Genomic DNA, 26134 nt, shown 5'->3' with positions numbered 1-26134 from the left:
ACTAGATATCTAGACCTTAAAGGAATATTAAACATCATTCACTGGACGCTCGGCGGCATCGCGACGAACATCGTCCTCAAGGTTCGAGAAGGCCTTGAGTAGCTGCAAAAAGAGGGGAATTCCGGGACAGGCTTACGGGGGTGAGTCTGACCCGGAAATGCAAAAGCCCCGTCCGGCGCGATGCCGGACGGGGCTTTTTTATCAGCAGCTTGAACGCGCTATTACAGCAGCGGGAGCGAGTAGCTGAGGATCAGGCGGTTTTCATCCTGGTCGCGAACGCCCGGGATGTTCGTACGCCAAGTAGCGTTCTTCCACATGAAGCCAACGTTCTTCAACGGACCTTCCGGTACAACGTAACCGACGGTCAGGTCGCGTTCCCACTCGGAAGCATTGCTGACAGCCTGCACACCGCGGGCATTGACGGTATCGATATCATCGCCGTGAAGGTATACCAGACCAGCAGTCAGGCCAGGTACGCCAATTTTGGCGAAGTCATACGAGTAGCGAGCCTGCCAGGTTTTCTCGCCGGCACGGCCGAACTTCTGGATCTGCATGTCGGTGATGGTGTAGTTCGACGAGCCGTCACCCTGGTTCAGCCAAGGGAAGTCACTGCTACCGTTGGAAACCTGGTAGCCGCCACCAAAGGTGTGCCCTTCAACGGTGTACAGGAAGAGGCCGCTGTACAGGTTGTTGTCAACTTTACCGCGACCGTTCGCGAAACCGGTGTAATTACCGCTGCTGTAGTAGGCAGGGGTATTGCCGTTGGCGCCGTCATCGGAGCTGTTGAAGTAGCGGAAGTCAGACTTCAGCACGCCCGGGCCGATTGCCCAGTTATGAACCAGACCGAGGAAGTGCTGCTTGTAGAAATCTTCCAGGTTGCCGTAGTAGTACTGGGCAGTCAGGTCTTTGGTGATTTTGTAGTCACCACCGGCGTAGATGAACTTGTTGCTGTTAACGGTCCGCGGTGCCGCGCCGTTGATGGAAAGCTGTTCATTGTTGCTGGAGTTACGGCCTTTGACATGCTCGATCTGACCGCCGACCAGAGTCAGGTCCTTGATGTCGCCGGAAGTGATCTGGCCACCCTGCCAGGTTTGTGGCAGCAGACGACCATCGTTGGTCACGATGACCGGGTTCTTCGGCTGCAGAGTACCCAGCTTCAGTTCGGTCTGGGAAATCTTGGCTTTGGCAGTCAGGCCCAGGCTGGAGAAGTTATCAACCGCTTGACCATTGGATTCACTTGGGAAAACAGTGCCGCCGTAAGCGGTACCTGGAGAGCCGTTAGCAGCAACGTTGCCGTTGGTGCCGCCGCCTGAATCCAGACGCACGCCCAGCAAACCGATAGCGTCGATACCAAAACCTACGGTGCCTTGGGTATAGCCGGAGATGAAACGCAAATCGAAGCCTTGGCCCCACTCTTCGTTGCGACTCGGTTCGGCAGTTCCGCTACGGTTGTCAGTGTTGATGTAGAAGTTACGCAGCCCCAAGGTGGCCTTGCTGTCTTCGATGAAACCGGCGGCGCCTGCCTGCTGCGCCAAAACCCCTACGGCCACAGCCAGGGCCAAGGTGGACTTGTTCATGTAATGCTCCTCTCGTTTCTAATTCTTGTGTTCCTGGTCCTGGTCGAATGCCCGGATCCGTAGGTTCGCGATTAGCGCCAGAGCGTGACTGACAAGTCAATCGTAACCTTGTGTGTCTACGACCAAGGTCTAATCGCAGTATTTGGGTCCCTGCACAGTACTGACTTTCCTGATAACCCCAAAAAGAATTATTTCATTCTTTTTTATACCATCGAGTTATATGGCCTAGTAATGGCCTCCTGCAGCGCAACACAGGGTATCGGCGACTAAGCTAATTACTAAATGGTATTTGTTCGCCTATTTTTAGATCGATTAGCGTTGACGTATCTGGAATACGTCAAACCCTATCCAAAAGGCGACGCCATCATGGTCAAACGTGCACTCTCTAGTCAAATTGTTACAGTTTGTGTGTCAGCAATAATTTCTTTCTCCGCCCACGCCGCCAACCTCACCATCGGCTATCAAACCGGAATCGACCCGAGCAAGGTCCCTCAGGCAGATGGCACCTACGAGAAAACCATCGGCCAGAAGATCGACTGGCGACGTTTCAACAGTGGCCCGGAAGTTGTGACAGCCATCGCCTCGGGCGATGTGCAGATCGGCAACCTCGGCTCCAGCCCTTTGGCAGCGGCGGCTTCGCGCAATTTGCCAATCGTCGCCTTCATCGTTTCCGCGCAGATTAATGCCGCCGAGGCACTGGTCGTGCGCAACGGTAGCGGTATCAATAGCCCCCAGGATCTGGTCGGCAAGACCATCGCCACCCCTTTCGTTTCCACTTCCCACTACAGCCTGCTCGGTGCACTCAAGCACTGGGGCCTGAACACCAGCCAGGTCAAAGTGGTGAACCTGCAGCCCGCAGAAATCGCAGCGGCGTGGAAGCGCGGTGACATCGACGGCGCGTTTGTCTGGTCGCCGGCGCTGGGGGAAATCCGCAAGACCGGCAAGACCCTGACCGATGCTGCACAAGTCGGCCAATGGGGCGCACCGACCTTCGAAGTCTGGGTGGCGCGCAAGGACTACGCCGAGCAGCATCCAGAGGTGGTGGCCAAATTTGCCAAAGTCACTCTAGACGCGTTTGCCGATTACGCCAGCCATAAAGACAGCTGGACGGCCGACTCGGCGCCGGTGCAGAAAATCGCCAAATTGACCGGTGCCAATGCCGCTGACGTGCCGGAGCTGCTGGCCGGTTCGGCCTTCCCGGATGCCAAGGCGCAGCAGACTACCGCGCTGCTGGATGGCGGCACGGCCAAGGCGATTGGGGAGACGGCGAAGTTTTTGAAGGAGCAGGGCAAGGTTGAAACGGTGCTGCCGGATTATTCGCCGTATGTCAGCGCGAAGTTTGTAACTGAAACCAATTGAATATGTGGTGAGGGGATTTATCCCCGATGGACTGCGCAGCAGTCCCTGCTTTTTGTGAAGCAGGGGCCGCTGCGCGACCCATCGGGGATAAATCCCCTCGCCACAACAGCCCCTCGGTGATCTTCAGAGGGTCTTTTCGAAGATCTTCGAGTTGCGCTGGTAGTTGTACAGCGACGCCCGCGCCGCCGGCAGGCGCTCGACGCTGCTGGGCTCGAAACCGCGCTCGCGGAACCAGTGCGCGGTACGGGTGGTGAGGACGAACAGGGTTTTCAGGCCCTGCGCCCGTGCACGGGTTTCGATGCGTTCCAGCAGCTCGTCACCGCGACCGCCGTGGCGGTACTCCGGATTCACTGCCAGGCACGCCAGTTCACCGGCATCCGAATCGGCAATCTGATACAGCGCCGCACAGGCGATGATCATGCCTTCACGCTCGACCACACTGAACTGCTCGATCTCGCGCTCCAGCACTTCGCGCGAACGACGCACCAGAATCCCCTGCTCTTCCAGCGGACTGATCAGGTCGAGCAAACCGCCGACGTCTTCAATCGCCGCCTCGCGCACCAGCTCGAATTGCTCTTGGGCCACCAGCGTACCGCCACCGTCACGGGTGAACAGTTCGGTCAGCAGCGCGCCGTCTTCGGCATAACTGACGATATGGCTGCGCGCGACACCGCCACGGCAGGCCTCGGCGGCGGCATCGAGCAGTTCCGCCTGATAATTGCTGCTGCCCAGACGCGCGAGATGCGCCGGCACTTGCTGCGGACGCAGCTCGCGCACCAGTTTGCCGTTCTCGTCGATCAGACCGAGGTCGGCGCCGAACAACAGCAGCTTGTCAGCACCCAGGTCAATGGCGGCGCGGGTGGCGACGTCTTCACAGGCGAGGTTGAAGATTTCTCCGGTCGGCGAATAACCCAGCGGCGACAGCAGCACGATCGAGCGCTCATCCAGCAGACGATTGATGCCTTTGCGGTCGACTCGACGCACTTCGCCGGTGTGGTGATAGTCGACGCCTTCCAGCACACCGATCGGCCGCGCGGTGACGAGGTTGCCGCTGGCGACCCGCAGGCGCGAGCCTTGCATTGGCGACGAGGCCATGTCCATCGACAACCGAGCTTCGATGGCGATGCGCAACTGGCCGACGGCGTCGATAACACATTCCAGCGTCGCCGCATCGGTGATGCGCATGCCGTGGTGATAGTGCGGGGTCAGGCCGCGAGCGGCGAGGCGGGTTTCAATCTGCGGACGCGAGCCGTGAACCAGCACCAGCCGCACGCCGAGGCTGTGCAGCAGCACCAGGTCGTGGACGATGTTGCCGAAATTCGGATGCTCCACGCCGTCGCCGGGCAGCATGACGACGAAGGTGCAATCGCGGTGGGCATTGATGTAAGGGGACGCATGACGAAGCCAATTGACGTATTCGGGCATGAACCTGGGCCTGTAATAAAGAGCAGCCGGAAAAAAGGATGAAACGGAAAACGCACAGCGGGCTGATGGTTATCGTCGGAACAGGCTTGGCGACACGCGCGCTCTCCTCATGAATACGGGCTGAATTCCCACGAATTTACGATTGCTCCTGTAGGAGCTGCCGCAGGCTGCGATCTTTTGATCTTAAAAAACAACATCAAAAGATCGCAGCCTGCGGCAGCTCCTACAAAGGATGCGTTCAACTCTTCAGGCAGTAATGTTCAATCAACTGCCGCAACAAATGCACGGTAGGCTGCAAACGTGACATTTCGAGGTACTCGCCGGGCTGATGTGCACAGGCGATATCGCCGGGGCCGAGCACGATGGTTTCGCAGCCAAGGCGCTGAAGATAAGGCGCTTCGGTGCCAAACGCTACTGCTTCGGCGCGATGACCGGTGAGCTTTTCGGCGATGCGCACCAATTCGGCATCTTCAGCCTGCTCGAATGACGGCACTTCCGGAAACAAGGGTTTGTAGTCGATCTGCACCTGATGCCGCTCGGCCACCGGATTGAGCTTGCGCAAAATCTCCGCCCGCAGGACTTTCGGGTCCATGCCCGGCAACGGGCGCAGATCGAACTCCAGCGCACACTGGCCGCAAATGCGATTGGGGTTGTCACCGCCGTGGATGCAGCCGAAATTCATGGTCGGCTGCGGCACGCTGAACTGCGGGTTATTGAATTCGCGCTGCCACAACAGGCGCAGGCCGCGCAGTTCGCCGATGGCATCGTGCATCGCTTCAAGGGCGCTGTGGCCCAGGCGCGGATCCGACGAATGGCCGCTCTGCCCAAGGATGTCGATACGCTCCATCATGATGCCTTTGTGCATGCGGATCGGCTTGAGCCCGGTTGGCTCACCGATCACCGCCGCGCGCCCGATGGGCCGCCCGGCTTCAGCCAGCGCCCGGGCGCCGGACATCGAGCTTTCTTCATCGCAAGTGGCGAGAATCAGCAAAGGTTGCTTGAACGACTGGTCGAGCAGTGGCTGCACCGCTTCGATGATCAGGGCGAAGAAGCCCTTCATGTCGCAACTGCCCAGCCCGACCCAGCGGCCGTCGACTTCCGTGAGTTTCAGCGGATCGGTCTGCCACTGCGCATCGTCATACGGCACGGTATCGCTGTGCCCGGCCAGGACCAGACCGCCGGGGCCACTGCCGAAACTGGCGAGCAGGTTGAATTTACCGGGGCTGACCTGCTGAATGTCGCAACTGAAGCCCAGATCCCCCAGCCATCCGGCCAGCAAATCGATCACCGCCCGGTTGGACTGATCCAGGCTCGGTTGGGTGCAACTGACCGACGGCGCGGCGATCAGTGCAGCGAACTGGTCTTGCATGGACGGCAAAGGCATCGCTGTCTCCAACTCCGATTTGAGGTCCATCATAGAGCCATCCGGCGCCAGGAATAAACCGCCGCAGGGCGTAGGAAGTTTGAGTCCTGTACACTGCACGGCCTTGGCAGCCAGATATTCCCGGCTGCGCTCCCGATCCTGGATTGTCCGGCCATGCAGAAAGAAACCGAAATCAAGCTCCGCGTCAGCCGCGAAACCCTCGCCGCTCTGCGCGAGCACCCGCTACTGAAAAAACGCAACAAAAATGGCTGGGAACGCCGTGAGTTGATGAACCAGTACTTCGACACTCCCGAGCGCGACCTGGCCCAGGCCAAAGTCGCCCTGCGCCTGCGCAAGGACGGCGACGAAGTGATTCAGACCCTCAAGACCCGCGGCCAGAGCGTCGCCGGTCTGTCCGAGCGTAACGAGTACGACTGGAAGTTGCCCAAAGCCAAGCTCGACGTGAAGAAACTCGACGGCGAATGCTGGCCCGAGTCGCTGGCCGAGCTGGACAAGAAAACCCTGAAGCCGATCTTCACCACCGATTTCGTTCGCGAGCGTGCGGAAATCGCCTGGGGTCGTGGCAAGGCCAGAGTGGTCATCGAAGCCGCCCTCGACCTCGGTCACGTGGTGGTCGGCAAGCAGAAAGAAGAAATCTGCGAGCTGGAACTGGAACTGCGCGAAGGCGAGCCGGCTGCGTTGCTGGAACTGGCCGCCGAGCTGGCCGAGACCCTGGCGCTGATGCCGTGTGACATCAGCAAGGCCGAGCGCGGCTACCGTCTGTACGATGCCAACAGCTACTCGCTGAGCCTGCCGGCGCCGGAGCTGACTGCGCAAACCCAACTCGACGACGCCTTCGCCGCACTGTGCTGGCACCTGCTCGGCAGCAGCCAGCGTCTGGCTGAACAGTACCGTTTCAACGGTCACTGGCGCCTGCTGCAGGACTGGGTGGAAAACCTTGCGGAAATGCGCGCGCTGCTCAGCAGCCTCGGCCAGGCCGCACCGCGTCCGGCGACCCACGATTTGCGCGTAGCGCTGGATGCACTGCTGGAAGACTGGCGCCCGCTGGTTCAGGTCGGCATCGAAGACGAAGACGTGCGCAAGGCCGCGCCGGAGCAATTCCTCGAAGAGCTGGAAGACCCGCGCTGGGGCCTGTTCTCGCTGACCGCGTCGCGCTGGCTGCTGGCCCGCAGCTGGACCGCCGAGCGCAACGTTCGCGGCAATCGCCAGGGCGCCGCGCAGCTGCACAGCTGGTTGCCACGTCTGCTGGGCGAAGAAGCCACGTCCCTGCAATTGCAGCGCTATCAGCAGCAGCCGGAAGATCTCGCCGAACAACTGCCGCGCATCGAACGCATCCAGGTCTGGCTGCACCACGCGCGCAATGTGCTGGAGATCCCGGAAATGGATCGCCTGTACGGCGAGCTGAACAAACTGGCGCAACTGGCCAACGAACCGACCATCACTGACGAACTGCTCGATGCCCGCAAGCAGCAGGCGATTGCGGTTTATCAGAATCGTGCGTGGAAGATGCTGCTGCGTATGTAATGACTTTGTGGTGAGGGGATTTATCCCCGATGGACTGCGCAGCGGTCCCCTGCTTTCTAATGAAGCGGGGCCGCTGCGCGCCCCATCGGGGATAAATCCCCTCGCCACAAACGCTATCAGCGCATGACCGGCAAACTGGTCGTCGATTTGATCTCCGACAGCGCCACAATCGAATTCACTTCCTGAATCCCCGGCACCAGCGACAGCTTCTCGAAGAAGAACCGCTCATACGCCTCGATGTCCGCTGCGACGATGCGCAACAGAAAATCCACTGCGCCCATCAGCACATAACACTCCAGCACTTCCGGAAAACCGCGAATCGCCTCGGTGAATTCGGTGAAGTTCGACCGCCCGTGGGCGTTGAGTTTTATCTCGGCGAAAATCTGCGTATTCAGGCCGATCTTCTTGCGATCAAGCAAGGTCACCTGCCCGCGAATGATGCCCTCCTCCTTCATCCGCTGAATCCGTCGCCAGCACGGCGATTGCGATAGCCCCACCTGCTCGGCGATCTGCGCGCTGGACAGTGAAGCGTCCTCTTGCAGCAGGGCGAGAATCCTGCGGTCGTAAGCGTCCAGCTCGCTGTGCATAAAAAAACCTCGAACATAAGATCTTGCGAATTGATCCAGTCGATCATCCGCCGATAACACCGATCTTAGCCAAGAAATGCCCGGCACCGAATGTAAAAATTTCTCCAGCCATTTTGGAGACTTGCCATGCCGCACCTTGAAGCCGTGAACAGCGCCCCGACCCGCGCCGACGTCTGGAACGTCAGCAACGCCCATTGCCTGGCGCAGTACCAGATTCTGGCCGAGGCCGAACCGGATCTGCTGGTTCGGGTGCTGAACCTGTTCGCGCTGCAGTTTCTGACCCCGGTTCAGGTCAACGCCGAGCGCCTGGACGACCTGCTGACAATTGATATCGCTATCGACGGACTCAGCTGGCATCGCGCCCAGGTGATCGCGGAAAAACTTCGTAACCTGATCAGCGTGTGCTCGGTAAACCTGCAGAACGCCGATGCGGCGTGGGATGCACCGGTGCAGGCGGCTGGCTGACAAATCCGGCAACGGCTTGGTCAGGTAGTGGCCCAACGGTCTGCGGGGCCGGGACTATTCTTTGCGAACTGTCGTTCAAAAGGAGCCCGCATGTCCGTTCAACTTGCCACCCAGGACCGTTGGCTGGATCTCAACGATGTGTTGCGTGAACTGGTCGCCCAAGGTTTCATCAGCCAGGATTCGGCAGAACAGGCGCTCAACGCCCGCCGCCGCCATGCAAGCCACGGCCAGCAACATCCGCTGGAGTTCATCGCCAGCCAGCAACTGGATGACCTCAGCCGGCCGGGCAAGCACCTGGACCTGGAAAGCCTGACCCTGTGGCTGGCCCAGCAGGCCGGGCAGCCGTACATGCGCATCGACCCGTTGAAGATCAACGTTGCCGCAATCACGCCGCTGATGTCCTACGCGTTTGCCCAGCGCCACAAGATTCTCGCGGTGGCGGTCGACCGCGATGCCGTGGTCGTGGCCAGCGCCCAGCCCTACGTCACCGCCTGGGAAGCCGACCTGACCCACGTGCTCAAGCTGCCGATCAAACGTGTGGTCGCCAACCCGGTGGACATCCAGCGCTTCAGTGTCGAGTTCTTCCGCCTGGCCAAATCGGTCAGCGGCGCCAACAGTGCCGATCAGCACAGCGGCAACCTCGGCAACTTCGAACAACTGCTCAACCTCGGCGCCAGCGATCAGGAGCCGGACGCCAACGACGCGCACATCGTCAACATCGTCGACTGGCTGTTCCAGTACGCCTTCCAGCAGCGCGCCAGCGATATCCACATCGAACCGCGCCGCGAACAGGGCACCGTGCGATTTCGCATCGACGGCGTGCTGCACAACGTCTATCAATTCCCGCCGCAGGTGACCATGGCGATCGTCAGCCGCCTGAAAAGCCTCGGGCGGATGAACGTGGCCGAGAAGCGCAAACCCCAGGACGGCCGGGTCAAGACCAAGACTCCGGATGGCGGCGAGGTGGAGCTGCGGCTCTCAACCCTGCCCACTGCATTTGGCGAAAAAATGGTCATGCGGATCTTCGACCCGGAGGTGCTGCTCAAGGATTTCGATCAACTGGGCTTTTCCGCCGACGACCTGCGCCGCTGGCAGGACATGACCCGCCAGCCCAACGGCATCATTCTGGTCACCGGGCCGACCGGTTCGGGCAAGACCACCACGCTTTACACCACACTGAAGAAACTGGCGACCCCGGAAATCAACCTCTGCACCATCGAAGACCCGATCGAAATGGTTGAGCCGGCCTTCAATCAGATGCAGGTCCAGCACAACATCGAGCTGAGCTTCGCCGCCGGGGTGCGGGCGCTGATGCGGCAAGACCCGGACATCATCATGATCGGCGAAATCCGTGATCTGGAAACCGCCGAAATGGCAATCCAGGCTGCACTCACCGGACACCTGGTGCTATCGACCCTGCACACCAACGACGCGCCCAGCGCGATCAGCCGTCTGCTGGAACTCGGTGTGCCGCACTATCTGATCAAGGCCACGGTGCTCGGGGTCATGGCCCAGCGTCTGGTGCGTACCCTGTGCCCACACTGCAAGGCGCCGCTGACGCTGGAAGAAGACGACTGGCAAACCCTGACCCGCCCATGGCAAGCGCCGCTGCCGGGCAATGCGCAACGGGCGATCGGCTGTCTGGAATGTCGCGACACCGGCTATCGCGGGCGCGCCGGGGTCTACGAAATCATGCAGTTGAGCGACAACCTCAAAGCACTGATCACCCCGGACACCGACCTCACCGCCATCCGCCGGCAAGCGTTCAAGGAGGGTATGCGCAGCCTGCGCCTGTCCGGTGCGCAAAAGGTTGCGGCGGGGCTGACCACCCTCGAAGAAGTGCTGCGGGTGACGCCGCAGAGCGAGCAGAAATAGGCTGCTACGGAACCGGATCGGCGAATCGTTATCCAACGCCGTAGTTATCCCCCAGGAGTCACTCAATCATGCGTCTCAAACTTGCTGTCGCCACCCTTGCCTTGCTGTCCCTTCCTGTTGGTTCAGCGATGGCCGACAGCTTTTGGCGTAACGTCATTTCGTCTGGCGCCACCACCGGCTCGACCTACCTGACCTTCAAGGATCACAAACTGATCGTTGCCGCGCAGGACGATGCCGGCAGCTTCGTCGCCAGCGACGGCGGCATTCGTGGCCCGTACCTGGAAGCAGCGATGCAGAAAGTCCGCGCCGACAACCCGGGCCTGCAGGCCACGGACATGGAACTGGCGAACGCGATTCTGGCGAAAAACGCCGTGGCCTCCGAATAAGCCTGGCCGAACAAAAAATGCCGCTCAGTTGAGCGGCATTTTTTTTGCCCGACATTGCAAATCCACCACATCACCCTGTGGGAGCGAGCTTGCTCGCGAATGCGCTGGGTCAGATACAGGTTCGAATTCTGACACGACGCTTTCGCGAGCAAGCTCGCTCCCACAATTGGATTTGGGGCCCCTGAGAAATCAGCGGTAATCATCCACCGGCACACAGGCGCAGAACAGGTTGCGATCCCCATAGACGTTATCCACCCGATTCACCGCCGGCCAATACTTGTGCGCCTTGGTGTGTGCATCCGGAGTGATGCCTTGTTCGATGCTGTAGGGCCGTTCCCAGACCCCGGTGACATCCGCCAGGGTATGCGGCGCACGCTTGAGCGGGTTGTCCTCCGCCGGCCAGTTGCCGTTCTGCACTTCGGTGATTTCCGCGCGGATGCTCAGCATGGCGCCGATAAAGCGGTCGAGTTCGGCCTTGGACTCACTCTCGGTGGGTTCGACCATCAAGGTGCCCGGCACCGGAAAGGACATGGTCGGCGCGTGGAAACCGTAGTCCATCAGGCGTTTGGCGACGTCCTCTTCGCTGATTCCGGTCTGCGCCTTCAACGGCCGCAGGTCGAGAATGCATTCATGCGCCACCCTTCCATTGCGCCCGGTGTACAGCACCGGGAATGCCCCGGATAAATGTTGCGCCAGATAGTTCGCGGCGAGGATCGCCACCTCGCTGGCATCAGCCAGTTGCGGGCCCATCATTGCGATGTACATCCAGCTGATCGGCAAAATGCTCGCGCTGCCCCACGGCGCTGCACTGACCGCGCCGTTCTGCGGCAACGGGCCGTCGATCGGCACCACCGGGTGATTGGCAACGAACGGCGCCAGATGCGCGCGAATGCCGATCGGCCCCATGCCCGGACCGCCGCCGCCATGCGGGATGCAAAAGGTCTTGTGCAGGTTCATGTGTGACACGTCGGCGCCGATGTCCGCTGGCCGCGCCAGCCCGACCTGCGCATTGAGGTTGGCGCCGTCCATGTACACCTGCCCGCCGTGTTTGTGGATAACTTCGCAGATCTCGCTGATGCCCTCTTCGTACACGCCGTGGGTCGATGGATAGGTCGCCATCAGACACGACAACTTGTTCCCGGCCTCGGCGGCCTTGGCCTTCAGGTCATCCAGATCGACGTTGCCGGCTTCGTCGCACTCGACGATCACCACGCGCATCCCGGCCATCTGCGCCGAAGCCGGGTTGGTGCCATGCGCCGAGGACGGAATCAGGCAGATATCCCGCGCGCCCTGCTTTCGGCTTTCGTGGTATTTGCGAATCGCCAGCAGCCCGGCGTATTCGCCCTGAGCCCCGGAGTTGGGCTGCATGCAGATCGCATCGAACCCGGTAATTGCGCACAACCAGCGCTCCAGTTCTTCGATCATCAAGGTGTAACCGAGCGCCTGCTCGCGAGGTGCGAACGGGTGCAGGTCGGCGAACTGCGGCCAGGTGATCGGGACCATTTCGCTGGTCGCGTTGAGTTTCATGGTGCAGGAACCCAGCGGGATCATCGACTGGTTGAGCGCCAGATCCTTGTTCTCCAGTTGCTTGAGGTAGCGCAGCATCTCGGTTTCGCTGTGGTGGGCGTTGAATACCGGATGGCGCAGGTATGGCGTCTTGCGCTGCAAAGTGTCGGGGATGCCGGACAGCAGTGTCTCGGCGTCGAGTTGCTCGACGCTCAGGCCATGATCGGCACCGAGCAGCACATCGAACAGCTTGGCCACGGTGCGCTCATCGCAGGTCTCATCCAGGCTAAGCCCCACACGGCCACGACCGAGAATCCGCAGGTTGATCTGCGCGGCCTTGGCGCTGTCGATGATCGCACTCTGCGCACCGCCCACGTCGAGAGTCAGGGTGTCGAAAAACTGCCGGTTGATTCGCCGCAGCCCATGACGCTCAAGGCCTGCCGCGAGAATGCAGGTCAATCGATGCACGCGCTGCGCGATGCGTTTCAAGCCGTGCGGCCCGTGATACACCGCATAGAAACTGGCGATATTGGCCAGCAGCACCTGCGCGGTGCAGATGTTCGAGTTGGCCTTCTCCCGGCGAATATGTTGCTCGCGGGTCTGCAGGGCCATGCGCAGCGCGACGTTGCCGCGCGCGTCTTTCGACACGCCGATGATCCGCCCGGGGATCGCCCGTTTGTATTCATCGCGGCTGGCAAAGAACGCCGCGTGCGGGCCGCCGTAGCCCATCGGCACACCAAAGCGCTGGGACGAGCCGAACACCACGTCTGCGCCCAGTTCGCCCGGCGGCGTCAGCAACAACAGGCTCAGCAGATCCGCTGCCACACAGGCCAGCGCCTGCTGCGCGTGCAAGTGATCGATGACCGGGCGCAAATCCCGGATCTCGCCATGGGTGTCGGGATACTGCAGCAATGCGCCGAACACCTGGTGCTGCTTCAAGTTATCCACAGCGTCGATGATCAGCTCGAAGCCGAAACCTTCGGCGCGGGTCTGCACCACGGAAAGGGTCTGCGGATGGCAGTTCTCGTCGACGAAAAACACATTGCTCTTGGACTTCGCCACACGTTTGGCCAGCGCCATGGCCTCCGCCGCGGCGGTGGCTTCGTCGAGCAACGAGGCGTTGGCCAGTTCAAGTCCGGTGAGGTCGATGGTCAGTTGCTGGAAATTCAGCAGCGCTTCGAGACGGCCCTGCGCGATCTCCGGTTGATACGGGGTGTAGGCGGTGTACCAGCCGGGATTTTCCAGCACGTTGCGCAGGATGACCGTCGGCGTCAGCGTGCCGTGGTAGCCCATACCAATCAGGCTGGTCCACACCTGGTTCTGCTCGGCATAACCGCGCAGTTTGGCCAGCGCTGCCTGCTCATCCAGGGCCGGCGGCAAATCCAGCGCGCGGTTGAAGCGAATACCCGACGGCACCGTCTGTTCGATCAGTTCGACCCGGCTGCCAAGGCCGAGGCTGTCGAGCATCGCTTGCTGCTCGGCGGCGTCGGGGCCGAGATGGCGGCGCAGGAAGGCTTCGGGGTCACGTAACTGGCTCAGGGATGGCAACTGGGACATGACGGGCTCTCTCTTGACTGGCGCGCGGCGTCAATGCAAACACGGTCAAACCAGCATAGCAGCCGATACCGCCGCGCACGGCTTGGCGCCAGCGGGCGTTCGGGGCATGCTGTAGCGCCTGCATCAGGCGTCCACTTTCCGGATGATCGAGCCCTCATGAGCCAACTGCCGTTCCTGCCGTTTTCCAAACCTGTCATCGATGAAGCCACGATTGCCGCTGTCGGCGATGTGCTGCGCTCCGGCTGGATCACCAGCGGGCCGAAGGTCCAGGCCTTTGAAGCACAGCTGTCGGAATACTTCGGCGGGCGCCCGGTGCGCACGTTCAACTCCGGCACCTGCACCATGGAAATCGCCTTGCGCATTGCCGGCGTCGGCCCGGGTGACGAGGTGATCACCACACCGATTTCCTGGGTCGCCACCGCCAACGTGATCCTCGAAGTCGGCGCCACCCCGGTGTTCGCCGACATCGACCCGGTGACCCGCAACATCGATCTCGATCAGCTGGAAGCGGCGATTACTCCGCGCACCAAGGCAGTGATTCCGGTGTACCTCGCCGGCCTGCCGGTGGACATGGACCGGCTGTACGCCATCGCCCGCAAACACAATCTGCGCATTGTCGAAGACGCTGCCCAGGCACTGGGTTCGAGCTGGAACGGCCAGCGTATCGGCGCCACTGGCGACTTCGTGTCGTTCAGTTTTCAGGCGAACAAGAACGTCACCTGCTCCGAGGGCGGCTGTCTGGTGCTGAGTACCGCGCAAGAAGCGCGGCTGGCGGAGAAGTACCGTTTGCAAGGCGTGACGCGCAACGGTTTTGATGGCCTCGATGTCGATGTGCTCGGTGGCAAGTTCAACATGACCGACGTCGCCGCGACCATCGGCCTCGGCCAGTTTGCCCATATCGCAGCGTTGACCGCCCATCGCCAGGAACTGGCCCGTCATTACTTCCAATGCTTTGGTGATGACTTTGAAGCGCTGTATGGCGCGCAACTGCCGCCCGCGGATTTCACCAACAGCAACTGGCACCTGTTCCAGCTGGTCCTGCCGGAGCGCACGGACGGTTTGCCGGCACGGGCGACGTTCATGGAACAGATGCAGGCCAGAGGCATCGGTATCGGCTATCACTACCCGCCGATTCATTTGCTCAGTCTGTACCGCGAGCGCGGTTTCAAGGAAGGGATGTTGCCGGTGGCCGAGCGTGTTGGACGCTTGATCGTGTCGTTGCCGATGTTCACCAGCATGAGCAAGGACGATGTCGAGCGTTCGGTGGCGGCGGTGAAAGCCGTATTGAAACCCTGAACCGCTTTCCTTGTAGGAGCTGCCGCAGGCTGCGATCTTTTGACCCTGATCTTTTAAAAAGCAAGATCAAAAGATCGCAGCCTGCGGCAGCTCCTACCAATGGCGCGGTTTACTCGCCGATTGCAGCCTTGTAGGCGGCAGCGTCGAGCAGTTTGTCCAGATCAGCAGCGTTGGCTGGCTTGAGCTTGAAGATCCATGCACCGTACGGGTCGGAGTTCAACAGTTCCGGCGCACCGCTCAGCTCTTCGTTGACGGCAATCACTTCACCGGCAATTGGCGCGTAGATGTCGGAAGCAGCTTTCACCGATTCGACCACCCCGGCCTGGTCTTCAGCGGCAAACACCTTGCCCACTTCAGTCAGTTCAACGAACACCACATCACCCAGCGCTTCCTGCGCGTGATCGCTGATGCCCACGGTAACGGTGCCGTCGGCTTCCAGACGGGCCCATTCATGACTTTCGGCAAAACGCAGTTCGGCGGGGATGTTGCTCATGCTCGGTGTCCTCAAGAAATTGTCAGCGGTCAGGCCCGCCGGAAAGGTTAGATCAAGGTTTTGCCATGGCGCACGAAGGTCGGTTTGACCACTCGTACCGGATACCACTTGCCGCGGATTTCCACTTCGGCGCGGTCGGCTGTCGCCATCGGTACGCGCGCCAGGGCAATCGATTTGCTTAGCGTAGGAGAGAAACTACCACTGGTGATCTCTCCTTCGCCAACATCGGCGATACGAACCACCTGATGGGCACGTAAAACACCGCGCTCCTCAAGCACCAGACCCACCAGTTTGTGCGCCACCCCGGCGGCTTTTTCCGCTTCCAGCGCGGCCCGGCCGATGAACTGGCGCGACGCCGGTTCCCAGGCGATGCTCCAGGCCATATTGGACGCCAGCGGCGAGACATCTTGATGAATGTCCTGACCGTAGAGGTTCATTCCGGCTTCCACCCGTAAAGTGTCGCGAGCGCCGAGGCCGATCGGCGAAATGCCGGCGCCCACCAGATCGTTGAAAAACCCCAGGATCTGATCGGCCGGCAAGGCGATTTCCAGACCGTCCTCACCGGTATAACCGGTGCGCGCAATGAACCAGTCGCCATCGACTTCGGCTTCGAACGGTTTGAGCCGATGAATCACTTCGGCACGGGAGTGGGTGACCAGTTCGGCAATCTTGTGCCGGGCCTGCGGCCCCTGAATGGCCAGCATCGCCAAGTCCTGACGCTCGTGCAGCTGCACCACGAACCCGGCGACATGCTCCTGCATCCAGGCCAGATCCTGATCGCGGGTCGAGGCGTTGAACACCAGGCGATAACGGTCTTCGAGACGGTAGACGATCATGTCGTCGACGATGCCGCCACGCTCGTTGAGCATGGTGCTGTAGAGCGCGCGGCCGGGGCGGTGCAAGCGCTCGACGTCATTGGCCAGCAAATGCTGGAGCCAGGCCTTGGCCTGGGGGCCATCGACGTCGATAACGGTCATATGGGAAACATCGAACACCCCGCAATCGCGGCGCACCTCGTGGTGTTCCTCGACCTGCGAGCCGTAATGCAGTGGCATGTCCCAACCGCCAAAATCGACCATCTTCGCGCCGAGGGCGAGATGCAGGTCATACAGAGGCGTACGCTGTCCCATGGGTGTCTCCTTCCGGGCGTGGCGAAGGTGCGGACCGCCGCTGTACGGGATGAAAGCCGCGAAATATAAGGCTTTCAGCCGATCTCAGCGAACGGGTCTGTCAGACGAACCGCACCGAATGCCGCGCATTGTAGCCGCATGATTCAGCTCTCACTACTAAGTGTTTCGGTGCGCCGAGCGGCGGATCAGGCCAATCACCGGCAACAGACCGACCAACACCAGGGTCAGCGCCGGCAACGACGCCCGCGCCCACTCGCCCTCGCTGGTCATTTCGAAGATCCGCACCGCCAGCGTGTCCCAGCCAAACGGGCGCATCAGCAGAGTCGCGGGCATTTCCTTGAGCACATCGACGAATACCAGCAACGCCGCGCTCAGCGTGCCGGGCAGCAACAGCGGCAGATACACTTTGAAAAACAGTCGCGGCCCACTGACACCGAGGCTACGTGCTGCTTCGGGCAAAGATGGCCGTATACGCGCCAGATTGTTTTCCAGCGGCCCATAGGCCACGGCCATGAAGCGCACCAGATAAGCCATCAGCAACGCCGCCAGACTGCCGAGCAGCAGCGGCTTGCCGGCGCCCCCGAGCCAGCCTGACAGCGGAATCACCAATTCGCGATCGAGGTAACTGAAGGCGAGCATGATCGACACTGCCAGCACCGAGCCGGGCAACGCATAACCGAGATTGGCCAGACTGACACCGGAGCGGATCGCCCGGGTCGGCGCCAATCGCCTTGCGAAGGCCAGCAGCAAGGCGACGCTGACGGTGATCAGCGCCGCCATGCCCCCCAAATACAAGGTGTGCAGGATCAGCCCAGCGTAACGCTCATCGAGATCGAAACGGCCGCGCTGCCAAAACCACACCATCAATTGCAGCAACGGAATGACGAAGGCACAGGCGAACACCAGGGCGCACCAGCCTGTTGCGGCGAATGCCTTGAACCCGTGCAGGTGATACAGCGCCTTGCTCCGCGGGCGCTCGTTGCTCGTCCGGTTGGCACCCCGCGCGCGCCGCTCGCCATAGAGCACCAGCATCACCACCAGCAGCAAAAGACTCGCCAGTTGCGCCGCGCTGGGCAGGCTGAAAAAGCCGTACCAGGTCTTGTAGATCGCGGTGGTGAAGGTGTCGAAGTTGAACACCGATACCGCGCCGAAATCCGCCAGGGTCTCCATCAGCGCCAGCGCCACCCCGGCGCCAATTGCCGGCCGCGCCATCGGCAACGCCACCCGCCAGAACGCCTGCCATGGCGACTGACCGAGGACCCGCGCCGCTTCCATCAGGCCTTTGCCCTGCGCGAGAAACGCGGTGCGCGCCAACAGGTAGACGTAGGGATAAAACACCAGCACCAACACCACAATCACCCCGCCGGTGGAGCGCACGCGCGGCAGACGCAAACCGCTGCCGAACCACTCGCGCAACAGGGTTTGCACCGGGCCGGCAAAGTCCAGCAAGCCAACGAAAACGAACGCCAGCACGTAGGCCGGAATCGCGAAGGGCAACATCAACGCCCAGTCGAGCCAACGCCGTCCGGGGAATTCGCAGAGGCTGGTGAGCCAGGCCAGACTGACACCGAGCAGCGTCACCCCGACACCCACGCCCAACACCAGCGTCAGGGTGTTGCCCAGCAGGCGCGGCATCTGGGTCTGCCACAGGTGCGACCAGATCTGCTGATCGATGGCTTGCCACGACAGCAGCAAAACACTCAGGGGCAGCAGCACCAGCGCAGCGATGGCGAAGACAATGGGGTACCAGCGGCGTTGGGCGGGGTGGGCCACTTTTGAATCTCTGGAAGGATTGGGGTGTTCTCGGATTGGGTATTTCAGGTTGGGATTGTTGCCCTCACCCTAGCCCTCCCGAAACGTCGGACCGCCCGGAGGGAGAGGGGACTGACCGAGGTGCTCATGCAAGCTACATCGACCTGAGATATCGAGTCGAACTCCAGTTTCGAAAACAACACAGGTCGGCTCCCTCTCCCTCTGGGAGAGGGCTGGGGTGAGGGCAGCGATCTAAAGTGAACAGTGTTATCGGAAAGCCTCAGTTCCAGCCCGCCCGATCCATCATGCGGATCGCTTCAGCCTGACGCTTGCCCGCCACTTCCACCGGCAAGGTGTCCGCGATGAACTTGCCCCACGCCGCCACTTCTGCCGAAGGCTGTACCGCCGGGTTGGCCGGGAACTCCTGGTTCACGTCGGCGAAGATCTTCTGCGCCTCAGGCGTGGTCATCCACTCGACCAGCGCCTTGGCCGCTTCCGGGTGCGGTGCGTGTTTGGTCAGGCCGATGCCCGACAGGTTGACGTGCACACCGCGATCAGCCTGATTCGGCCAGAACAGTTTCACTGGGAGGTCTGGTTTCTGCTGGTGCAGACGACCGTAGTAGTAGGTGTTGACGATGCCGACATCGCACTGGCCGGCGTTGATCGCTTCCAGCACCGCGACGTCGTCGGAGAACACGTCGGTGGACAGGTTGTTGACCCAGCCCTTGAGGATCTGCTCGGTCTTCTCGGCGTCGTGCACTTCGATCATGGTCGCGGTCAGCGACTGGTTGTAGACCTTTTTCGCCGTGCGCAGGCACAGGCGCCCTTCCCAGTTCTTGTCGGCCAGTGCTTCGTAGGTGGTCAGCTCACCGGGTTTTACCCGTTCGGTGGAATAGGCGATGGTCCGCGCGCGCAGGCTCAGGCCGGTCCAGGCGTGGGTCGAGGAACGATATTGCAGAGGAATGTTGGCGTCGATGGTCTTCGAGGTGAACGGCTGCAGGATGCCCATCTGCTCGGCCTGCCAGAGGTTGCCGGCATCGACGGTGAGCAGCAGGTCGGCGGTGGCGTTTGCACCTTCGGCCTTGATCCGCTGCATAAGCGGCGCTTCCTTGTCGGTGATGAACTTGATCTTCACCCCGGTCTTGGCGGTGTAGGCGTCGAACACCGGTTTGATCAGCTCATCGATACGCGAGGAGTAGACCACCACCTCGTCGGCGGCCTGGGCGGTGGTGCTGCCGATCAGGGTCAGGGCCAGTGCGGTCAGGAGACGCTTGGGTGCCAACATGGGAGTGATCTCGCGGTCGAAAAATGTGGGCCAAATGATAAGGACTCACATTTACCGGCTCAATCGAACTCTTGTGCAAGGAGTTACCAGATGTTGCACGGCGCGACAAATATCCCCTGTAGGAGCTGCCGAAGGCTGCGATCTTTTGACTTTGCTTTTTTTAAGATCAAGATCAAAAGATCGCAGCCTGCGGCAGCTCCTACAGGGGAATGCATCCCAATCGTGAGCCTTCAGCCCCTTGCAGAAGTCAGGGTTTGGCCAGCGCCGGCAGATCGCCTGTGAGGCCCAGCGCCTCACGCACAAACAGCGCCTTGGCCTCCGGCATCTGCTCCACCAGCTTCAGCCCGGCATTGCGCAACCAGCGCACTGGCAGCGGATCGGCCTGAAACAGCCTTTCGAAGCCCTCCATCGCCGCCATCAACGCCAGGTTGTGCGGCATGCGCCGACGCTCGTAACGGCTCAGCACTTTCACATCCGCCAGCCGTTCACCGCGCTCTGTCGCCTGTAGCAGCACTTCCGCGAGCACCGCCGCATCGAGGAAGCCCAGGTTCACCCCCTGCCCGGCCAACGGGTGAATGGTGTGCGCCGCATCGCCGATCAGCGCCAGGCCTTCGGCTACGTATCGTTTGGCGTGGCGTTGGCGCAATGGCACGCACAGCCGTGGATCGGCACTGAGGACTTCGCCCAAGCAGCCTTCGAAGGCCCGTTCCAGCTCTCGGCAGAACGCGGCTTCATCCAGCGCCATCAGGCGTTCAGCTTCGCTCGGGGTGGTCGACCAGACGATTGAGCACCAGTCCTGCTGCCCGTCACGCTCCAGCGGCAGAAACGCCAGCGGTCCGTGATCGGTAAAACGCTGCCACGCGGTCATCCGGTGCGGCTTGCTGCTGCGCACGCTGGTGACAATGGCGTGGTGCAGGTAATCCCACTCGCGGGTGGTCACGCCGGTCAGGCGCCGCACCGCCGAATTGGCGCCGTCGGCGGCGATCACCAGCGGCGCGCGCAATTTGCGACCGTCGGCCAGGGTCAGCAGCCAGTCATCGCCGGAGCGACGCATCTGCTCCAGGCGCGCATTGGCCAGCAGGCCCAGATCGCAGTCGTGCAAGCGCTCGAGCAAGGCATCCTGGACCACACGGTTTTCGACGATATGCCCCAGCACCTCGGCGTGCACACTGCTCGCCGAGAAATGGATCTGCCCGGTGCCGCTGCCGTCCCACACGTGCATGTCGGTGTACGGGCTGCTGCGGCGTCCAGAGATGCCGTCCCATACGCCGAGGCGTTCAAGAATCCGCTGGCTGGCTGCCGACAAGGCGCTCACCCGTGGCTCGAACGGTGCGTCGGCCGCGAACGGTTTGACGCTCAGCGGGCTGCCGTCGAGCAGCAACACTTCCAGGCCGCTGTCCTGCAACGCCAACGCGAGGGCGCTGCCGACCATTCCGGCTCCGACAATCAGCAGATCTGCGCGCATTTCCATGCTTTAAGCCTGTCTCGCTGGCGGCATGCGCCGCCCGTAAAGGGTTTTACCGAGCGCGCCAGTGGGCGGCGCGCTCCTGAAAGTCAAAGTAGCGACCCGCCGCTCAAGCATCCGGACGAGTTCCAAGCCCCATGGCCTGACGGGCGAACCAACGTTTGGCCGGAGGCAGCAGATCGAGGCCGAGCAGGCCGATGTTGCGGCCCAGCGATACCAGCGGCTGAGTGCTGCCGAACAGCCGCGTGACCTGATCGGAGAAACCCACAGTGAGGTCCTGATCCAGACGCTGACGCTCGCGATAGGCCTGCAACGTGGCGAAGTCACCTAGCGGTTTATCACTGGCAAGCAGCGTCGTGGCCAACGCATCGGCGTCACGCAGCGACAGGTTGAAGCCTTGCCCGGCAATCGGATGCAGGCTGTGCGCGGCGTTGCCGAGCACGGCCAGATGCGAGCGCACTTGCTCCTCGGCCTCGACCAGCGACAGCGGATACAGATGCCGCGCACCAACCTGTTTCAAGGTGCCGAGACGGTAGCCGAACACGCCTTGCAGCTCGCTGAGGAAATCGCGCTCGCTGAGCTCGGCCAGACGTTGCGCGTCCATACCCAGACGGGTCCAGACCAGCGCGCAACGGTTTTCCGGCAACGGCAGCAAGGCCATCGGCCCTTCGTCGGTGAAGCGCTCGAAGGCCATGCCGTTGTGCGCTTCGCTCGGGGTGATGTTGGCGATCAGCGCGCTCTGGTTGTACGGACGCTTGCGCACGTTGATGCCCAATTGCTCGCGCAAGCCCGAACGGCCGCCATCGGCGAGCACCGCCAGATCGCATTCGATGGTGGTTTCATCGTTGAGGGTCAGGCGATAGCCATCGGGCAGCGGCTCCATGTGCGTGACTTCCGCCGGGCAACGCCAGCTGATCACCTCTTTATCGAGGTGCTGCCACAGACACTGGCCGAGCCAGGCGTTTTCTACCACGTAGCCGAGTGCCGGTACGCCCTCTTCCATCGCCGACAGACGCGCAGTGGAGAAGCGGCCACGGTCGGAGACGTGAATCTGTTTGATCGGCTCGGCACGCCGGGAGATTTCCTGCCACACACCGAGGTGCTGATAGATCTGCCGCGAGCCGAAGGACAGCGCCGAGGAGCGCGCATCGTAGCTCGGCTGCCAGCTGTCGCCGGGGGCGAACGGCTCGATCAGCACGATGCTCCAGCCGCGGGCCTTGGCCCCGGCCTGCAAGGCTAACGCCAGACTGGCGCCGACCAGGCCGCCGCCGATGATTGCCAGATTGACTCGACTCATGCGGCGTGTGTCCGTGCTTGCGCCATCAGCGCTTCGATCTCGGCGACGGTTTTCGGTACGCCGCTGGTCAGGATTTCACAACCGGTCTTGGTCACTACCACGTCATCCTCGATGCGCACGCCAATGCCACGCCATTTCTTCGCTACGTTCGGGTTGTCCGGGGCAATGTAGATGCCCGGCTCCACGGTCAGCGCCATGCCGACCTCCAGCACCCGCCATTCGCCGCCGACCTTGTATTCGCCGACGTCGTGTACATCCATGCCCAGCCAGTGCCCGGCACGGTGCATGTAAAAGGCTTTATAGGCTTCGGTCGCGATCAGCTCGTCGACCTCGCCTTGCAGAATCCCGAGCCTGACCAGGCCTGCGGTAATGACCCGCACCGTGGCTTCGTGCGCCTGATTCCAGTTTTTGTTCGGAGCAATTTCAGCGAACGCAGCTTCCTGCGAGGCCAGCACCAACTCGTAGATCGCTTTCTGTTCCGGCGAGAACTTGCCATTGACCGGCCAGGTGCGGGTGATGTCGCTGGCATAGCAGTCGATTTCGCAACCGGCGTCGATCAACACCAGATCGCCGTCCTTGAGCAGCGCGTCATTCTGCTGGTAATGCAGGATGCAGCTGTTGCGCCCGGCGGCGACGATCGACCCATAGGCCGGCATTTTCGCCCCGCCCTTGCGGAATTCGTAATCGAGCTCGGCTTCGAGGCTGTATTCGTACAGTCCCGGCCGGCTGGCCTGCATCGCCCGGATATGCGCCTGAGCGGAAATCCGCGCCGCTTCGCGCATCACCTTCACTTCTGCCGCCGATTTATACAGGCGCATGTCGTGCAGCAGATGATCCAGGGCAACGAATTCGTTCGGTGGCTGGGCACCGAGGTGCGCCTTGGAGCGGATCACGTTGATCCAGTCCATCAGATGCCGATCGAATTCCGGGTTGCTGCCCATCGCCGAGTACACCCGGTCGCGGCCTTCGATCAGACCCGGCAGGATGTCGTCGATGTCGGTAATCGGGAAGGCGTCGTCAGCGCCGTAGTCACGGATCGCGCCTTCCTGGCCAGCGCGCAGGCCGTCCCACAACTCGCGTTCGGCGTTGCGTTCACGGCAGAACAACACGTACTCGCCATGCTCGCGCCCCGGCATCAGGACGATGACGGCTTGCGGCTCGGGGAAACCACTGAGGTACTGGAAGTCGCTGTCCTGACGGTAGACGTGCTCGACGTCACGGTTGCGGATCGCCACCGCGGCGGCGGGCAGGATCGCGATGCTGTTGGGTTCCATCTGCGCCATCAAGGCCTTGCGGCGACGGCTGTATTCCGCTTTGGGGATATGGGTCATGGGCAGATGGCTTTCCCTGGCACGCGATTAATGCAGCGACGGCTTGGCGGCTGGCGGCATGTCGGCTTTTCTGGTTTCCGAGAACAGCAGCAGCGGCGCAACGCGCAGGTACTCCATGACTTCCATGTAGTCGGTTTCGCCGTCTTCGGATTCTTCCAGAGCATCTTGCACCTGGGAGATCGCTGCCAGATCCTGCAGCACCTCGGTAGCTTCGGTGCTGAGCATGCTGCTGTCGCGGCAGTTCAGGCCGAAACCGCTGAGGAAGCCCTGGCACCATTGGCCCAGTGCGGCAGCGCGGTCGGCCAGTGGCGCATCATCGGTCGGCAGCAGCAGAACGACGGTGACGTCGTCGCCGGTCAGCTCGCCCTTGACCATCTCTTGCAGGCCGATCAGGGCGTTGCGGACGTTGTCCTGGATGTCGCCTTCGAGCAGTTCGGCGGCGTCGATCAGCCAGCCATCGTTATCGAAGCCGGCGCCGGCGCAACTGCGCCCGAGCAGCACGCCATGCAGTTCGGCAGGCGAGACGTTGTGGCCGCTGGAGGTCAGCAGGGTGGCAAAGGCTTGGTACGGGGAATTCGCAATGGTCATGGGCAGCTAGGCGCCAGACGGCGCTATGTCTAGAATGAAGGCCTTGTATCCTACATCGACAGACTCGCCAAGACTATTAAAGGCTGTCCGCCAGCTATCCCATCAGACAGACTCCGACCCAGTGGACACAATGGAAGACACCGACCTGCAAGCGCTGATGGCCAGACTCGAACTGCTGATTGGTCGAGTCGAGCAACTAAAGAGTCAAAACGCACTCTTACAAGCTCAGGAAAAGACCTGGCGCGAGGAACGCGCTCACCTCATTGAAAAAAACGAAATCGCCCGGCGTAAGGTCGAATCGATGATTTCGCGCCTCAAGGCCCTGGAGCAAGACTCATGAGTTCAAGCAATAGCGTTACCGTGCAGATCCTCGACAAAGAGTATTCGATCATCTGCCCACCGGAAGAACGCAGCAATCTGGTCAGCGCCGCCCGCTACCTGGATGGCAAGATGCGCGAGATCCGCAGCAGCGGCAAAGTCATCGGTGCCGACCGTATCGCCGTGATGGCCGCGCTGAACATCACCCACGATCTCTTGCACAAAGAAGAGCGCCCGGACATCCAGGCCAGCGGCTCGACCCGCGAACAGGTGCGCGACTTGCTCGATCGTGTCGATCTGGTGCTCGCCGACGATCAGAACACCAGCAAGGGCTGATTCGACTGGCCGCTTGAGGTATACTCGCGGCACTCCCTGGGGTGCTTGCCAGTTGACGATGTCCCTGAGCCGATTCGCACTACCCTGGAAGTTGCACGTTGGGCTGGTGTGCATGTCCGCCAGACGGAAAGCCTTAAAGTCTACTGCATCTTCCACCTTGAACTTTCGGGTTCAAGGGCTAAGTTGACAGCGGTTCATCCGGGGAGCCTGATTCGAATCCGATGCCGGTTTTTGCCGACATCGGATTTTTTATGCGTGCGTTTTCGCCCTCAACTGCCGAAGCCGAACCATGACCGAACCTGCGCTGCTGCCCCGCCCGCAACTCCGCCGCCTGCTGCGCAAGGCACGCCGCGCGCTGACCCCGAGCGAGCAACGCCAGGCTGCCAAAGGCCTGTTCCGCCAACTGGCACAAGACCCGCACTTTCGCCGGGCGCGACACATCTCCCTGTACCTGCCCACCGATGGCGAAATCGATCCGCGCCTGCTGTTGCGCGAAGCCCAGCGTCGCGGCAAGGCCACCTACCTGCCGGTGCTCAGTGCCTGGCCACGGACCAAAATGGTTTTTCAGCGCATTCGTCCGGGGGAAAAGCTCAAGCCCAATCGCTTTCGCATTCTCGAACCGCGAGCCAACCTCGCTCATCAGCGCAAGATCTGGACGCTGGACCTGGTGTTGTTGCCACTGGTGGGGTTTGACGATGTCGGCGGACGCCTGGGGATGGGCGGCGGTTTCTATGACCGCAGCCTGGCGTACCTTGCCCGCCGCAAAAACTGGCGCAAGCCGACGCTGCTGGGGCTGGCCCATGAATGTCAGAAGGTCGAACGTCTGGCGCAGGCGAGCTGGGATGTTCCGTTACAGGGCACGGTGACAGACAAGGCGTGGTATTTCGCAGACTAGACGCCGCAGATCAGCGGCGTCGAAAAGGCAGTTTCAGCGTTTGAATGCGCTGGACTGTTGAACCTGTTGCGCGACGGCTACCGGAGCATCGGTCTTGCTGGTCCAGAGACTTTGCGCGTAACCGGTGGTCACGACACCCAGGCCGAACAAAATAACCAAAGTCCAAAGCAAATCCGGTTTGCGTTTCATCGATTGCCCCCCTCAAGGCACATCATCACGATGACAGCAGCGGTTCCGTTCGTAGCCGTGCAGCAGCGTCAAGCTTTAAAGGCCGGCATTTTGCGACAACGTGAACCCGGGCGC

Annotated in this window: 23 protein-coding genes and 1 other RNA gene; 10 read left to right on the top strand and 14 right to left on the bottom strand. The window is 61.4% G+C overall.

The annotated features are described in order from the left end of the window. Window positions 1-221: 221 nt before the first annotated feature. On the bottom strand, window positions 222-1577 hold the full coding sequence (locus tag ACXR0M_RS02165) for an OprD family porin (RefSeq protein WP_458829480.1): 1356 nt from the start codon (window positions 1575-1577) through the stop codon (window positions 222-224). Window positions 1578-1940: 363 nt separating this feature from the next. Here ACXR0M_RS02165 and tauA point away from each other — a divergent pair, with 363 nt between their 5' ends. Further along, complete coding sequence (tauA, locus tag ACXR0M_RS02160) at window positions 1941-2936, top strand: taurine ABC transporter substrate-binding protein (RefSeq protein WP_458829848.1); 996 nt, start codon at window positions 1941-1943, stop codon at window positions 2934-2936. A 123-nt stretch (window positions 2937-3059) separates the two neighbouring features. On the opposite strand, the gene argA is transcribed toward tauA, so the two are convergent. Further along, on the bottom strand, window positions 3060-4361 hold the full coding sequence (gene argA, locus ACXR0M_RS02155) for an amino-acid N-acetyltransferase (RefSeq protein ID WP_458829479.1): 1302 nt from the start codon (window positions 4359-4361) through the stop codon (window positions 3060-3062). A gap of 238 nt (window positions 4362-4599) precedes the next feature. Next, on the bottom strand, window positions 4600-5745 hold the full coding sequence (gene argE / locus ACXR0M_RS02150) for an acetylornithine deacetylase (RefSeq protein ID WP_458829478.1): 1146 nt from the start codon (window positions 5743-5745) through the stop codon (window positions 4600-4602). A gap of 153 nt (window positions 5746-5898) precedes the next feature. Here argE and ACXR0M_RS02145 point away from each other — a divergent pair, with 153 nt between their 5' ends. Next, on the top strand, window positions 5899-7269 hold the full coding sequence (locus ACXR0M_RS02145; RefSeq protein WP_458829477.1) for a CYTH domain-containing protein: 1371 nt from the start codon (window positions 5899-5901) through the stop codon (window positions 7267-7269). Between the two features lie 116 nt (window positions 7270-7385). On the opposite strand, the gene ACXR0M_RS02140 is transcribed toward ACXR0M_RS02145, so the two are convergent. Beyond that, entirely contained in the window at window positions 7386-7856 is a 471-nt protein-coding gene (locus ACXR0M_RS02140) for an Lrp/AsnC family transcriptional regulator (RefSeq protein ID WP_127647999.1), read from the bottom strand. 126 nt (window positions 7857-7982) lie between these two features. Between ACXR0M_RS02140 and ACXR0M_RS02135 the strand changes: the two genes are divergently transcribed. The 3 genes from ACXR0M_RS02135 to ACXR0M_RS02125 all read left to right on the top strand — a co-directional run bounded on the left by ACXR0M_RS02135 (window position 7983) and on the right by ACXR0M_RS02125 (window position 10582). Beyond that, window positions 7983-8321, top strand: a complete 339-nt coding sequence (locus tag ACXR0M_RS02135; protein WP_458829476.1) for a hypothetical protein — start codon at window positions 7983-7985, stop codon at window positions 8319-8321. A gap of 90 nt (window positions 8322-8411) precedes the next feature. Beyond that, window positions 8412-10196, top strand: coding sequence for a GspE/PulE family protein (locus ACXR0M_RS02130; RefSeq protein ID WP_458829474.1), 1785 nt, complete (start codon window positions 8412-8414; stop codon window positions 10194-10196). 65 nt (window positions 10197-10261) lie between these two features. Next, a complete protein-coding gene (locus ACXR0M_RS02125) occupies window positions 10262-10582 on the top strand; it encodes a DUF2388 domain-containing protein (RefSeq protein ID WP_169843014.1) in 321 nt (106 codons plus the stop codon). A 189-nt stretch (window positions 10583-10771) separates the two neighbouring features. On the opposite strand, the gene gcvP is transcribed toward ACXR0M_RS02125, so the two are convergent. Then, complete coding sequence (gcvP, locus tag ACXR0M_RS02120) at window positions 10772-13645, bottom strand: aminomethyl-transferring glycine dehydrogenase (RefSeq protein ID WP_458829472.1); 2874 nt, start codon at window positions 13643-13645, stop codon at window positions 10772-10774. Window positions 13646-13801: 156 nt separating this feature from the next. On the opposite strand from gcvP, the gene ACXR0M_RS02115 reads away from it, so the two are divergent. Further along, complete coding sequence (locus tag ACXR0M_RS02115) at window positions 13802-14941, top strand: DegT/DnrJ/EryC1/StrS family aminotransferase (RefSeq protein WP_458829471.1); 1140 nt, start codon at window positions 13802-13804, stop codon at window positions 14939-14941. Between the two features lie 109 nt (window positions 14942-15050). Here ACXR0M_RS02115 and gcvH read toward each other — a convergent pair whose 3' ends face one another. The 8 genes from gcvH to ACXR0M_RS02075 form a co-directional block, all read right to left on the bottom strand. Then, entirely contained in the window at window positions 15051-15434 is a 384-nt protein-coding gene (gene gcvH / locus ACXR0M_RS02110) for a glycine cleavage system protein GcvH (protein WP_458829469.1), read from the bottom strand. A 47-nt stretch (window positions 15435-15481) separates the two neighbouring features. Then, window positions 15482-16564 carry a glycine cleavage system aminomethyltransferase GcvT gene (gene gcvT, locus ACXR0M_RS02105; RefSeq protein WP_458829468.1) on the bottom strand — a complete coding sequence of 361 codons (1083 nt, stop codon included), beginning with the start codon at window positions 16562-16564 and terminating at the stop codon, window positions 15482-15484. Window positions 16565-16720: 156 nt separating this feature from the next. Beyond that, on the bottom strand, window positions 16721-18337 hold the full coding sequence (locus tag ACXR0M_RS02100; RefSeq protein ID WP_458829466.1) for an ABC transporter permease: 1617 nt from the start codon (window positions 18335-18337) through the stop codon (window positions 16721-16723). 259 nt (window positions 18338-18596) lie between these two features. Beyond that, the gene (locus ACXR0M_RS02095; protein ID WP_458829465.1) at window positions 18597-19601 is read right to left on the bottom strand and encodes an extracellular solute-binding protein; all 1005 of its coding nucleotides are present in this window, start codon (window positions 19599-19601) and stop codon (window positions 18597-18599) included. Window positions 19602-19848: 247 nt separating this feature from the next. Then, window positions 19849-21066, bottom strand: coding sequence for a 2-octaprenyl-3-methyl-6-methoxy-1,4-benzoquinol hydroxylase (locus ACXR0M_RS02090; RefSeq protein ID WP_458829846.1), 1218 nt, complete (start codon window positions 21064-21066; stop codon window positions 19849-19851). A gap of 109 nt (window positions 21067-21175) precedes the next feature. Next, a complete protein-coding gene (gene ubiH / locus ACXR0M_RS02085) occupies window positions 21176-22363 on the bottom strand; it encodes a 2-octaprenyl-6-methoxyphenyl hydroxylase (protein ID WP_458829463.1) in 1188 nt (395 codons plus the stop codon). Further along, on the bottom strand, window positions 22360-23694 hold the full coding sequence (pepP, locus tag ACXR0M_RS02080; protein ID WP_458829462.1) for a Xaa-Pro aminopeptidase: 1335 nt from the start codon (window positions 23692-23694) through the stop codon (window positions 22360-22362). Before pepP ends, ubiH begins: the two co-directional genes overlap by 4 nt. 27 nt (window positions 23695-23721) lie before the next feature. Then, the gene (locus tag ACXR0M_RS02075) at window positions 23722-24282 is read right to left on the bottom strand and encodes a YecA/YgfB family protein (protein ID WP_458829460.1); all 561 of its coding nucleotides are present in this window, start codon (window positions 24280-24282) and stop codon (window positions 23722-23724) included. A 130-nt stretch (window positions 24283-24412) separates the two neighbouring features. On the opposite strand from ACXR0M_RS02075, the gene ACXR0M_RS02070 reads away from it, so the two are divergent. From ACXR0M_RS02070 to ACXR0M_RS02055, 4 genes are all read left to right on the top strand, one after another. Then, window positions 24413-24622, top strand: coding sequence for a TIGR02449 family protein (locus ACXR0M_RS02070; protein ID WP_186569751.1), 210 nt, complete (start codon window positions 24413-24415; stop codon window positions 24620-24622). Then, on the top strand, window positions 24619-24936 hold the full coding sequence (locus ACXR0M_RS02065) for a cell division protein ZapA (protein WP_458829458.1): 318 nt from the start codon (window positions 24619-24621) through the stop codon (window positions 24934-24936). The genes ACXR0M_RS02070 and ACXR0M_RS02065 overlap by 4 nt, the downstream gene beginning before the upstream one ends. A 30-nt stretch (window positions 24937-24966) precedes the next feature. Further along, a non-coding RNA gene (gene ssrS / locus ACXR0M_RS02060) (6S RNA) lies at window positions 24967-25145 on the top strand. Window positions 25146-25225: 80 nt separating this feature from the next. Beyond that, complete coding sequence (locus ACXR0M_RS02055; protein ID WP_458829456.1) at window positions 25226-25831, top strand: 5-formyltetrahydrofolate cyclo-ligase; 606 nt, start codon at window positions 25226-25228, stop codon at window positions 25829-25831. Window positions 25832-25864: 33 nt separating this feature from the next. On the opposite strand, the gene ACXR0M_RS02050 is transcribed toward ACXR0M_RS02055, so the two are convergent. Next, window positions 25865-26020, bottom strand: coding sequence for a hypothetical protein (locus ACXR0M_RS02050; protein WP_458829454.1), 156 nt, complete (start codon window positions 26018-26020; stop codon window positions 25865-25867). Window positions 26021-26134 lie beyond the last annotated feature (114 nt).

This window comes from Pseudomonas sp. Eth.TT006, assembly GCF_054456575.1.
Note: the sequence above shows the minus strand (reverse complement) of the source record. Positions and strands in the feature narration are given on the sequence as shown.